This is a genomic window from Fumia xinanensis (assembly GCF_014384905.1).
Classification (GTDB): Bacteria; Bacillota; Clostridia; order Oscillospirales; family Ruminococcaceae; genus Fumia; species Fumia xinanensis.
Window position 1 is genome coordinate 781350 of the sequence record NZ_JACRSV010000001.1, and the last position, 12485, is coordinate 793834.

At 48.3% G+C, this 12485-nt stretch carries 8 protein-coding genes and 1 riboswitch; of the genes, 5 read left to right on the forward strand and 3 right to left on the reverse strand.

Features of this window, described 5'->3' with window-relative positions; translation table 11 throughout:
* Positions 1-33 precede the first annotated feature (33 nt).
* Genes yabQ through H8710_RS03680 form a run of 3 tightly spaced genes read left to right on the forward strand, consistent with a single transcriptional unit; the run spans position 34 to position 1376 of the window.
* Positions 34-585, forward strand: coding sequence for a spore cortex biosynthesis protein YabQ (yabQ, locus tag H8710_RS03670; RefSeq protein ID WP_249294045.1), 552 nt, complete (start codon positions 34-36; stop codon positions 583-585).
* The gene (locus tag H8710_RS03675) at positions 560-850 is read left to right on the forward strand and encodes an FtsB family cell division protein (protein WP_249294046.1); all 291 of its coding nucleotides are present in this window, start codon (positions 560-562) and stop codon (positions 848-850) included. The genes yabQ and H8710_RS03675 overlap by 26 nt, the downstream gene beginning before the upstream one ends.
* Positions 851-884: 34 nt before the next feature.
* Positions 885-1376 carry a S1 RNA-binding domain-containing protein gene (locus H8710_RS03680; RefSeq protein WP_249294047.1) on the forward strand — a complete coding sequence of 164 codons (492 nt, stop codon included), beginning with the start codon at positions 885-887 and terminating at the stop codon, positions 1374-1376.
* 166 nt (positions 1377-1542) lie between these two features.
* Here H8710_RS03680 and H8710_RS03685 read toward each other — a convergent pair whose 3' ends face one another.
* The gene (locus tag H8710_RS03685) at positions 1543-2088 is read right to left on the reverse strand and encodes a manganese efflux pump MntP (protein WP_249294048.1); all 546 of its coding nucleotides are present in this window, start codon (positions 2086-2088) and stop codon (positions 1543-1545) included.
* A 57-nt stretch (positions 2089-2145) separates the two neighbouring features.
* Complete coding sequence (gene tgt / locus H8710_RS03690; protein ID WP_249294049.1) at positions 2146-3276, reverse strand: tRNA guanosine(34) transglycosylase Tgt; 1131 nt, start codon at positions 3274-3276, stop codon at positions 2146-2148.
* Positions 3277-3891: 615 nt separating this feature from the next.
* Between tgt and H8710_RS03695 the strand changes: the two genes are divergently transcribed.
* Together H8710_RS03695 and H8710_RS03700 are read left to right on the forward strand one after the other, a co-directional pair.
* Positions 3892-9282 (forward strand): DUF4855 domain-containing protein, encoded by a 5391-nt coding sequence (locus H8710_RS03695; protein WP_249294050.1) that lies wholly within the window; start codon positions 3892-3894, stop codon positions 9280-9282.
* Positions 9283-9744: 462 nt separating this feature from the next.
* Positions 9745-10527 (forward strand): hypothetical protein, encoded by a 783-nt coding sequence (locus tag H8710_RS03700; RefSeq protein ID WP_249294051.1) that lies wholly within the window; start codon positions 9745-9747, stop codon positions 10525-10527.
* 448 nt (positions 10528-10975) lie between these two features.
* On the opposite strand, the gene queA is transcribed toward H8710_RS03700, so the two are convergent.
* Entirely contained in the window at positions 10976-12001 is a 1026-nt protein-coding gene (queA, locus tag H8710_RS03705) for a tRNA preQ1(34) S-adenosylmethionine ribosyltransferase-isomerase QueA (RefSeq protein WP_283242760.1), read from the reverse strand.
* Between the two features lie 258 nt (positions 12002-12259).
* Positions 12260-12438: riboswitch (Lysine riboswitch) on the forward strand.
* The last annotated feature ends 47 nt before the right edge of the window (positions 12439-12485 follow it).

The window sequence follows — 12485 nt, forward strand, 5'->3', positions numbered from 1 at the left end:
TTTGTCATTTCGATCAGCAATGGAGGGGTTTTTGTGACGGTTGCGCAAGAGACTTTAATTTTTCTCTATTCCTGCCTGTTAGGTTGCGGGCTAGCGGTAATCTATGACGTGTTCCGTATTTTGCGGCTCGCTTTTCCAGGCGGTAAAGTGATGGTGTTTATCGAGGACGGTATATTCATCGTCATTGCCACCTTGGCCACCTTTATTTTCTGCGTCAATTTCTGCAATGGATATTTCCGCGTTTTTGTGGCCATCGGGGAGCTTTTGGGCTTTATCATCTACTACTTTACCGTGGGCGTTCTGGTGTTCAAGGCGGCCAAATCCATCATCCGGGGTGTCAAGGCTGTACTGCGGTTTTTATACAGAATTTTCATCAAGCCGGTGATGCGGTTTTTTAAGTACATATGCACTAAATTTAAAAAAATATTTAAACATGTTTCACAAAAATCGCCGAAGGGCTTTTTTGCGTCAAAGTTTCACTTGAAACACCATGGCAAGATGATGTATAATGAGACTAATCATCAAGGAACAGACCATGCTGGGGAGAGTGAAGCAAACTGTGAAACGCAAGAAGAGCAAGGTTAATCGTATTGTCAACGTTGCTATCGTCGCTATGTGCTGTTATTTGGCTGGCTCTTGTGTCGTCCTGTTTATGGATCAGGCTGCCCTCAAAAGCAAAACCGAGGCTGTAAACCAGCAGTGCGAGGAGCAGAAAATTCTTAACGATGAGATGCAGGGCTTGATTGATCAGGGGTCCGACAAAGAATTTATCGTCAAGATGGCCCGGGAGAAGCTAGGGCTCATATTCCCTGATGAACGGGTTTTCTTCAATACATCCGGTAACCAATAGTTTTGATATATTTAAGGAGGCACATAAGACTTTTATGCAGCTTGAAGTAGGAAAAATTTATGAAGGCAAAGTAACCGGCATTACAAAATTCGGTGCTTTTGTGGAAATTGAACCCGGTACCACCGGGATGGTCCATATTTCCGAGGTGGCGGCGACTTTTGTAAAAGAGATTTCCGATTTTATCACCCAGGGCCAGATGGTCAAAGTCAAGGTGATGAACATTGCAGAAGACGGAAAGATCAGTTTGTCGATGAAACGCGCGGTGGACACGCCTCCGCCCGCTCCGCGCAGCCAAAACCGTCCTCCTCGGACCGGCGGCTTTAATAATAACAATCGCAGTGGAAACGGCGGCCAAAGCGGCCAGAACCGGTTTGACCGCGCTCCTCAGGAGTACGCCTCCCGCCAGGAGGGAAGCAAATCCTTCGAGGATATGCTTAGTAAGTTTATGCAGAAGAGCGACGAAAAAATTTCCGATCTCAAAAAAGCCACCGACAATCGCCGGGGTTCCTACCAGAAAAAGAGATAAATTTTGCCCCGCAGATGCGAAGTCTGCGGGGTTTTTGTATACCTGGAGTATGGAGACGACAATTTAGAATCAACAAATCTGAACTAGTAATGTTAACACATAGGATACAGTTTTTAGAATAAAAGTAAAAAGAGCGAAAGCATTGCTGCTTTCGCTCTTTTGCCGGTTACAGGATTGCCTTGATAGCGAGAATGACGAGGATTGTTCCGCCGAAAATTTCAGCTTTGTTGCCCAGCAGGTCTCCGAATTTACGTCCGATGCAGAAGGAGAGAGAGCTGAGAATAAAAGTAGTGGCAGCGATGAGGGAGGAGGCAAAGAAAATGTTCACATTTATGGCGCAGAAGCCGATTCCCACGGCGAAAGCGTCGATGCTGGTGGCGACGGCCTGGAAAAAAATAAGCTTTAGTGACAGTACCCGTTCTTCTGCTTTTTCCTTGTCACCTTTAAAGCCGTCATAAATCATTTTTCCGCCGATAAATCCCAAAATCAGCAGGATCAGCAGTTCGGCGTAGCAGTCAATATATTTGGCGAACAAGGTGCCGGTAAAAAAGCCCAGAAGAGGCATCAAGCCTTGGAATAAACCGAAAAACAAAGGGGCCAGCGGCCACTTCCGCCGGGGCAGCGTTCCATATACCATGCCGTTTGACATGGAAACGGCCACAGCATCCATGCTGAGGCCGATACCGACTAAGATGATTTCAATCAGGCTCATAGCAATCCCTCCAGCGGCCCAAACAGGCCCTAAAGCATCCTATGAGTAAAAATTCTATTATATGCGGGTATCCAATAATTCGACATATTGGTCGTGAAACTCTTTGAATGTGCCATTGTCGAGGGCCTCACGGATGCGCTCCATCAGCGTATTGTAAAAATACAGGTTGTGCATGACAGCAAGACGCATAGCAAGCAGTTCGTTTGCCTTGAAAAGGTGCCTTAGGTACGCTCTCGAATGGCGCTGGCAGGTGGGGCAGCCGCAGTCGGGATCGATGGGGCTTAAATCCTCGGCGTATTTGGCGTTCATGATGTTGCGGATGCCGCTCCAGGTATTCAGGTGCCCATGGCGGGCGTTACGGCTGGGCATGACGCAGTCAAAAAGGTCAACACCGCGCGAGACTGCCTCAATGATATTGCCGGGGGTGCCTACTCCCATCAGGTAACGAGGCTTATTTGCGGGCATATGAGGCTCTACAGAAGAGATAATGCGGTACATATCCTCTGCCGGTTCTCCAACAGCCAGACCGCCGATGGCGTAGCCATCTAAATCGAGCTCCGCAATTTCTTTCATATGCTCTATGCGCAAATCGTCATAGACACAGCCTTGGTTGATGCCAAAGAGCATCTGGTAGGGATTGATGGTTTCGGATAGGGAATTGAGCCGCGCCATTTCCTCCTTGCAGCGAATAAGCCATCGAGTGGTTCGGGCGCAGGAGCGAGCCGAATACTCCCGAGTGGACGGATTTTCAACGCATTCGTCAAAGGCCATGGCGATAGTGGAACCTAGGTTCGATTGAATCTGCATGCTGATTTCCGGGCTCATAAAAATGCGCTTGCCGTCTACATGGGAGCTGAAGGTCACGCCTTCCTCGTCGATTTTCCGGAGCTTTGCAAGGGAAAAGACCTGAAAACCGCCGCTGTCAGTGAGAATGGGGCGCTCCCACCCCATAAATTTGTGGAGGCCTCCTAACCGCCTGATGAGCTCATCTCCGGGACGAACGTGGAGATGGTAGGTATTGCAGAGTTCCACCTGGCATTTTAAGTCCACAAGGTCGTAAGAGGAAATTCCACCCTTGATGGCGGCGGAAGTGCCGACATTCATAAAAGCAGGGGTTTGGACAATTCCATGGACGGTCTCAAATCGGCCGCGGCGTGCTGTGCCTTCATTTTTTATCAATTGATACATGGGTCACCTCAAAAGTTTTTTGTCTATAGAATGTAGTGGATGAATATCGCGTCTGTTATGATTATAGGATATAAAAAGCAGGTTTTATTGATTATTATACATTTTTGTTTCTCATTTTTCAACACTGAATTATTTTTGTCTTATAAATAAACCTAGGCTTCATACTATTCTTAAAAATTATTGGACTAATTTTTCCTATGAGGGTAATATTTGGGAGAAAGTTGCGAGGGTTCTAAAATCGATGCAGCGTATATGCTTTACCCAGTCAACAAACCGGTGGTCCAGTAGTACTTTCAATAAGGAAAGCCTTGTCATAGAATCAGGCAGTTGGAAAAAAGGACGCTAGAATAGCGAAAGGTTCTTTCTGAACTGCAAATGTTAAAGTCAAGGGGCCTTACTAGATCGCACTAATAAATGATGATATAAAAGGTGTAAAATAATTCCAAAAAAGTGAAGATTATGCGCAAAGCATCAAAATAAAACCACAAAAGTAGAAAATGGACTATTTTGATTAAAAAAATATTCACTATAATGAAATTAACCCATGGAGATGATGAGTCAGGGTAGGAGATTTTTATTTATTAAATCAGTTAGAAGGAGAAAGGAGAAATTACAATGTTTGCGAAGTTTGTCAAGCGGCGATTAACTTCCGGGTTATGCTTTGTGTTGGCAGTCACCTTTGCCATAAGCAGCTTGCCAGTCGGAATCATGGGCGGTGGAGACGTTACCGCTGCGTCCTCGGCTATTGAGGCCAACTACGCGCCGAAGGCGACGTATACGTCCGTGGTGGGGAATATCCACGAGTACAGTGACCCCAACAACACCAAACTGACCGACGGCATATATGCAGAGGACACCTACTGCAATAAGCTGTTTGGTTTTACCCCAAAGTCGATTAACACTGGCTATATCACTTTTGATTTCGGTGAGGAAATGGACTTGACCCGCATCGTCCTTTCCGGGTTTGAAAAGAAAAGTTACGCTATTGTCCCTTGCCCGGAAATCTCTTTTGAGTATTTCGACGAGGAGAAGGGAGACTGGGTCTCCGCTTTAGCCTGGACCAATTCCTCTCATTTTACCGGAGAGGATAAAGATGGTCCCGGAAAAGGTTTTGGAACCTATAGAGATGAGCATGAAGTGGATGTTACCGCTTCCCAGGTCCGTTTTGCCTTTAAAGGCATGGGCGGCGGATGGCTCTTCTACGATGAAATCGAGCTGTGGGGCCCCGTTGATGAGTCGATTCCTACTGTACCGGTTCTGGAAAAAGATCTGGGTCAGGAGACTTCGGTTGCAGTAGGTGGAACGACGACTTTGTCTGTTGCCATGAAGCCCATGGAATACGGTGAGGGAGTCATTACCTACGACTGGTATAAAGACGACCAAAAGATCGAGGGAGTGAATTCTCCCGACTTGGTGATTTCCGACGCCACAGAAGAGGATGCTGGCGCATATCACGTAGTAGTGACCAACACCAAGGGTGAACGCTTTGAAACGGTGACCAGCCGAACTTGTTCTTTGGTGGTGGTGGAAAGTTCCGGCAACAATTTGCTGCAGGGCATTCCCTTTACCACTGCTATGACCTATGGCGACGCCAATTTGGGTAAAGGCAACTACATAGAACGAGACGTTGGGACACCGGCAGAAAATATTCTGACCGACGGCTTGAAATCGGGCGGAAACATCAGTAGTATTCGTACCGGATACTATAATCGGAATATAGGAAAACTGAGTTACGCCGATTTTACCTTTGATTTGGGAGAGTCTAAGCAGTTTGAACAGCTGAACCTGAGTACCCTGGGCGGAGCGTCCGGTATCGGCAAGCCCAGCCGCTTCCAGGTTTTTGTTTCCAACAGCACCGGATCCGAAATCAAGTGGAAGCTGATCCATGATGTGGAGACGCCCGCGGATGCTCCCAACATCTACGAATACATCTATAAGAGCAATGGCGCTAAGGTGACCGCCAGGTATGTGAAGATCCATGTATATTTTAATATAAAAGATAACTGGGTCGGTCTGGATGAAATTGAACTTCTCAGTGAACCGGACGGCAGGGAACCAGACAGCGTATTTGCCACTGGCAGCTATGTTCCCCCTGAAAAGGAGAACATGCTCTCCTGGGAAAAATCCTATACTGTCAACAAACAGTCTGCCGATGACCCTGACCTGACTGCGCTGACCGATGGCATACTGGGCGACGAACTGGGCAATAAATGGGTCAACTACCCGGCGTCCAGCGGCAATTTGGAAGTGGTCGTCGACCTGGAGGAGCCCACGACTTTCGAGCAGGTAGACGTGAACCTCATAAACTACCTGGAGGGCGAAGCGAGATGGCCTGAGTGGGTTAAGATGGAATGCTCCAACGATAAATCCAACTGGACGCTGCTGGGCCAGAGAAACCTGGGAACGCCGTCTGCGGAGGATACCGAGGTCGCTCGCGTACAGATTGTCCCCGCGCAGCCGGCCACTGCCCGCTATGTTCGGCTGACAGTGCCCAACAGCGGACCTATTGCGGTGGATGAACTGATCGTGCTGAAACTGAAAACGGCAATCGTGTCCCCCGAGGATCCCGATGTGACCGTTGACCCCAACAATTTGGCTTATGGCCGTCCTTATACGCCAGCTTGGCCTGTTAATTCCACTTACCCTGATGACAACAACGAATTGACCAACGGCAAAAGAGCCCGGTCGGTGTATACCGATTCAGAGTGGGCTGCCTTTCATATGAAGGACGGCGCAAACCTGGGACTCGACGATTTTTATATCACCGTGGACTTGGGCTCAGTCCAGAGCTTTGAGCAGGTCAAGGTGGGAAATTTAAGGGAGAAATCTCCTGGCATTTCGGCGATTACAGGCGCTAAAGTGGAGTACTCGTCCGATGCCCAGAAGTGGACCGTTTTGTCGGATGATGAGGTAGATTATGGAGCCGACGGGGTTCACCGCTATATCGCCACGGCTGAAGAACCTGTTTCGGGCCGGTATGTGCGTGTCCATCTGAGTGCTCCCACCTGGCTGTTCCTGGACGAGATTGAAGTGTTGGCAACCGCTGATCCTAATCCCGACGCCAATGAAAACCCGGATTATGGTCAAGAGTTGAACCTTTTGCGCGGGAACAAGGGCTACACCATTTCTCAGAAGCCGGCAATGAACAATCTGTCCGGCCTGCTGACCGATGGAAAATACGGCGTTACCTACACCAAGTACGACACCAACTGGATGGGCTTGAACCAGCCTGGCCATGTCACCATGAACTTTGACCTGATGACGCAGGTTTCAGTGTCCGACATTATTGTGAGCACCAGACAGGATAAGGCTCATCAGCTTACCATCCCGCAGAACCTTAAAATAGTAGTCTCTTACAACGGGCAAGATTGGCTCCAGCTTAAAACCTTTGACAATACCCTCCCGGCAGATGGAACCAATCTATCCATGGTGTGCGACGTTTCGGAACAGAGTTTCACTAATTCGCTTGCTGATGCGGCTGAGGCCATATATATCCGTTATATCCGGATAGAATTCGATGTACCGGCAGGCGGCAGCTACGTCTATCTCGACGAAGTGAAGGCCATGGGTAAATTCGGCCAATGCTCTAATGCCGGCATACCCTATATCCTCGCTGAGGACGGTACCCGCAACGTGGCAGAAGGTGCTCCCTATACCTTCCTCCCTGAGGGAAGAGAAAATTCTTATTCTGATTCCAGTATGAAAAAGCTCACTGACGGCCTCAAGGGAAGCAAAAGTTTTAGCGATGGCAAGTGGGTTGGTTTCAATTCATCAGATCCCCTGAGCGTTGATCCCAGTGATGTGAGACGTAGCCAACAGCCTTTCAGAACGGTTGTATTGGATCTGGGAGCAGAGAAATCTATAAAATCCATTTCCTTCAATACTGTTGTCAACACAGGCGCGGCGGTTCGTGTTTCCCATTGGATGAATCTCTTTGTTTCCAATGACGGGGAAAACTGGACCCAGATTACCCAGACCCATCTGGCTGGCCGCAGTGTGGCTGATGGCGTATATACCTATGGTTGGCACATCGACAATATGTCCACCAATGGCATCGAAGTAGAGGACCTGATGCCGAACGCTGATACCATTGCGGCCCAATATGTCCGTTTGGATATATTTGTACCTACCTGGCTGTTCCTAGATGAGATTACAGTGCGTGGCTACGATCAGATTCAGTCTGGCGCTGTTTATCCCACCGGAACCAACAAAGTCGGCGGTACTTACCAGACAAAAGAAGAGGCCGGTGGCGTAGGGGACATGATCCTCTGCTACAACGGCTGGTACGGCTACGACGCCCAAGGCGGAACTGCCGTAGGGGATAAGACCTCCTTTAAATACCGTCCGTTGCTGACTTATATTGATCAGAACAACAAAGCGGTGGATACCATGTTTGATACGGTATTGCTGTTGGGGTTGAAAGCTCGTTCCGGACGCCATTTCCAGGATCCCTCCCGCGAAGGGGCCAATGCTGTAGACTGGAACTGGTATATGGATAAAACATTTGACCCGAACGGAGACGTGGATGCCCTCAACCAGGCGGCACAACAGGCTTCTCAGGAGCTTAATGACCCCAATTACAAGGTCAAACTGATCGTGATGTTCCCTGGATTCGAATCTGTAAGCTCCAAGTTTGGTTCTCTGGATGGAAAACGCGATTTGGATCTGTCCAAAGAAGAAGACCGGAAATACGCTTTGGACTGGTGGCTGAGCGAAGCAATTGAGCGTTTTGAATCCGCTGATTACCAATATATTGATTTTCTGGGCTTTTACTGGCTGTCGGAAGGCGCCAGCAGCGCGGAAAGTGAACAACACATCATGAGTTTTAACGATGAGGTTCACAATCGAGGTTACAAAACTTATTGGATTCCCTATTGGGTCTCTTCCGGCTATAACAAATGGAAGGATTTAGGATTCGATGGCGCGACCATGCAGCCCAATCACTTCTTTAACTCTCCTTATACGGAACAAGCCATGTCCCAGCCGGTTAAAGATGGAAACCCCTTGATGGGAACTCATAGCAGAATCATCAAATTCTTTAACCTCGGCCCTGAGTTTGAAGTGGATGGCGAAGCTTCCAGCAATCCCGTCAAGTATAATGTTTGGCTGGATTATCTGAACAGTGCGGCGGAATACGGCTACGACGGCCCCGGAAAGCATCGGGACTGGTATTATGATATGCCTCTCGTCAATGCGGCTTATTCCGGCAATGATACCATCCGTACCATCTATGAGTACGCTTATCAGGTAATGAAGGGCACTTATACGCCAAAGGAATACCTCGAGATGAGTCAGTTCCCGATTGACCCCGATTGGGGCGGACTGTTCCGAGACGATGAAGTTTCCAGCGGCGGCTCCGTTGGCGGATCTACAGGCGGCGGCTCTGGTTCCGGCGGAGGCGGAAGCGTTACCCCGAAACCCGATGATAAACCGGATCCCGAAACTCCTCCCACTGGCGATGACAAATACACCTGGGAAGAGACGGAAGACGGCTACAAGCTCAAAGACGCTGACGGCGAGTACGTTACCGGTTTCGTCAAGGTAGGCGGCAAGACCTACTATCTGAATGAAGAAGGCATCCGGGCTACCGGCTGGCAGAAAGTCGATAACAAGTGGTACTATCTGAAATCCGACGGCGTGATGGCGACAGGCTGGCTCAAACTGGGCAACACCTGGTACTTCCTGAACGCAGACGGCATCATGCAGACGGGCTGGCTCAAAGAAGGAGGCGCTTGGTACTACCTCTACAGTTGGGGAGGCATGGCAAACTCCGGCTGGGTGCAGGTAGGCAATACCTGGTACTATATGAGAGGGAACGGCGCTATGATGACCGGCTGGCTGCAGCAGGGAAATACCTGGTATTACCTGAAAGACAGCGGAGCCATGGCGACCGGCTGGAATTGGGTAAATGCTAAATGCTACTACTTTAGCGCCAGCGGCAAAATGGCAGCAAACACCACCGTGGGCGGATACACATTAGATGCCAGCGGCGCTTGGGTGAAATAACCTTCGTTATTCCGATAAGTTCTGCTTATTAGGATATCGGTGTTTCGTAGTGGCCTGAAATTGCAATCATCTAATCTCCTCATCTCCTATACTTGAGAGAACGATCTTGAAACCTCTCACAGGCAGAACCGGCTGGTAAACGACCAGTCGGTTTTGCTTATAAGAGGGCTTTGGAGCCCCAAGCGTTTGATATCCATGCAGCACCTTTAAGGAAAAACAAAAGAAAGAAAATCAAAAAAGGGGATTTGACATTGAAAAAATGTTGAGGTTGGGAATTAAAAAAGCACTTCTTGTAATTAGGTGGAAGGGGAAGTATAATGAACCATAACCTCATATGTAAATCACCTCGGAGAAAGTTTTTATGGTGCTGACGCAGAAAAATAAGACCTTTTTTTATATAAATCCCAAAATAGCGTCAAATGCCATTGTTGCAGTGGAATCGGTTGAAGGAGGATACTATCTATGAAGTATTACCGTTTTTCTCTGGATGATAATATCTGGGTTTTTCGGGATTTGGCATGCGGCAGGTATCATTCTATTTTTGATCACCCTTATTTGTCTTTTCTAAGACAAATCCATGAAGAGTTTCACACCAAAATTCAGCTCAATGTCTACTATGAGACAGAAGGGTTTTGTCTGTCTGAAATGCCGGACAGTTATAAAAAGGAATGGGAGGAAAACGCACAGTGGCTGCGACTTTCCTTCCACGCACGGGCCAATGATCCGCCGTCTCCCTATGAGAAATCCGGCTATGATGAGCTGTTTGCCGACTGCTCTGCTGTTCAGAAAGAAATTTGCAGGTTTGCAGGTCAGACAGTCCTATCTCCTTTTACAACAATACACTACTGCAAGGTAACGCCGGATGGCTGCCGCGGGCTGAAAGACTGTGGTGTCAAAGGGCTTGTAGGGCTGTTTCGCCCTCAGGATGGAGAGCAGGTAGATTACTCGCTGCCTAAGGAGACCGAAGCGTATCTGCAAACAAAACATTTTTGTTACGACGAAGGACATGGAATGTTTTTTGTTCGCAACGACCTGATTATCAACGCCCATCCTTTATCAGAGCTTGAGGATGTCTTAAAAGGGAAGGAAAACGAGACTTTTTTGGAAGTTATGATTCACGAACAGTATTTTTATCCTGACTATCCGTATTATCAGCCAGATTTTCGGGAAAAGGTGTGCTTTGTCATGCAGTGGCTGACGGAAAAAGGGTATAGGCCGGCATTTTTAGAAGAGATGCTGAAATGACGTTAAGAAGGCCGACAATGGCTTCTAGAAGCCGTCGGTAAAGACCGAAGTAAAACTGTTTCGGCCCATTTTTCTCAATAAACTCAAAATGATTAGTGGGCTCGTCGTCTGCTTCGGTCACGACACCGACTGGTATGTGGACTTTGAAAGCCAAATAGAGTAAACAAAAAAGCCGAGGTTACAAATCCCCGGCTTTTTGCATACTATGAAGTGTATACGAAATAGGCCCAATTTTACCACATTTGCGGTAAAATTCATCAAAGATGGTTCCAAAAAATATTCTGCGGGCATTTGATGCCCGCAGCGATGCTATTTTATAAACATCGGATAGCAAATGTATTACAGATTTTGAAATTTGAGTCAGCATTAGATTTGAATATCAGGACAAAAGACACTTTGTATTTTAGATAGGATGTTTTTCTGATTATTTGCCCGGAGCGCGCATCCTTTACGCAATAAACATGGCGTCGCCAAAGCTAAAAAACCGGTAACGTTCTTTAACAGCTTCTTTGTAGGCGTTCATAGTGTGGTCATAGCCTGCCAGCGCCGACACCAGCATAATGAGGGTGCTTTCAGGCAGGTGGAAGTTGGTAATGAGCCCGTCGATACACTTGAATTCGTAGGGTGGGTAGATAAAGATGCTTGTCCAGCCGTCGGATTCTCTGATACATCCCTCGAAAGATGCCACGCTTTCCAGCGTGCGGCAGCTGGTGGTGCCTACGGCGATGACCCGCTTGCCATTTTTTTTGGTCTCGTTGATGAGATCGGCAGTTTTACGAGGCAGGTGGTAGTGCTCCGAGTGCATTTTGTGCTCATCTACATTATCCACCTTGACGGGGCGGAAGGTGCCAAGGCCCACGTGGAGGGTCACTTCTGCGATGTTGACCCCTTTCGTCCGCAAGGAATCCATCAGCTCCGGGGTAAAATGAAGGCCGGCCGTGGGCGCCGCCGCCGAACCCAGCTCCTTGGAATAGACGGTCTGATACCGCTCTTTGTCATCCAGTTTCGCAGTGATGTAGGGGGGGAGGGGCATCTGCCCGACCTGGTCGAGGACAGAAAAAATATTTTCTTCGCACTGGAATTCCACTAAACGGTTGCCGCCGTCTAGGACTTCCAGCACTTGGGCCCTCAAAAGCCCGTCTCCGAAGACAAACCGGGCGCCTGGCTTGGCCTTTTTGCCAGGCTTTACCAGCACTTCCCAGAGGTTTTGTTCTTTCTGCTCCAAAAGCAAAAATTCCATATGGGAGCCGGTTTCTTTCTTGACGCCATAAAGCCGGGCAGGGAGGACACGGGAGTTGTTGACGACTAAGAGATCGCCTTCCTCGAGAAAATCTCCGATATCATAAAAATGCCGGTGCTCGATTTTACCGGTTTGCCGGTCGAGAACGAGGAGCCTCGAATCGTCCCGTTTTTCAAGTGGGGTCTGGGCAATAAGCTCCTCTGGGAGGTCGTAATAAAAGTCGCTTGTCTTCAAAATGTTTATCTCCTTTATCTTCATCGTAAATACGGGATCCTCAATCGTGCCGACGGGTTGGACCTCAATGAAAAGCTTAATTGTTATTTGGCTCGGGGTATTTTGCCCCGATTTGATGAAATCTGTCCCGTTTTTACAGCAATCTAAACAGAATCTTTAGAAAAACCGCTCACTTCTTCACAAAAAAAGAATTGACACCTTTTCCCGAAAATGCTATGATAGACACAACAAATAAATATGTTCCCGCGGTGAAAGCCGCGGAAGGTCAGAGGTCGCGGTTATCATGAGTCGGCACGGGGAGGTTACCCAAACCATCGAAACGTGCCAAAAGGGGTCGCCGCCGAAGGGGAGAGCGAGGGGAAAGCTGTCCGCCTGAGCCTGTGTTTAAGAGACGCAGGATTGTCGTCATAGAGATATGATGGAGCGCTGCCGGAATTTTTGGCTTGTCCATGCGGAGATTTCCGCGGACAACGGCAACATTCTT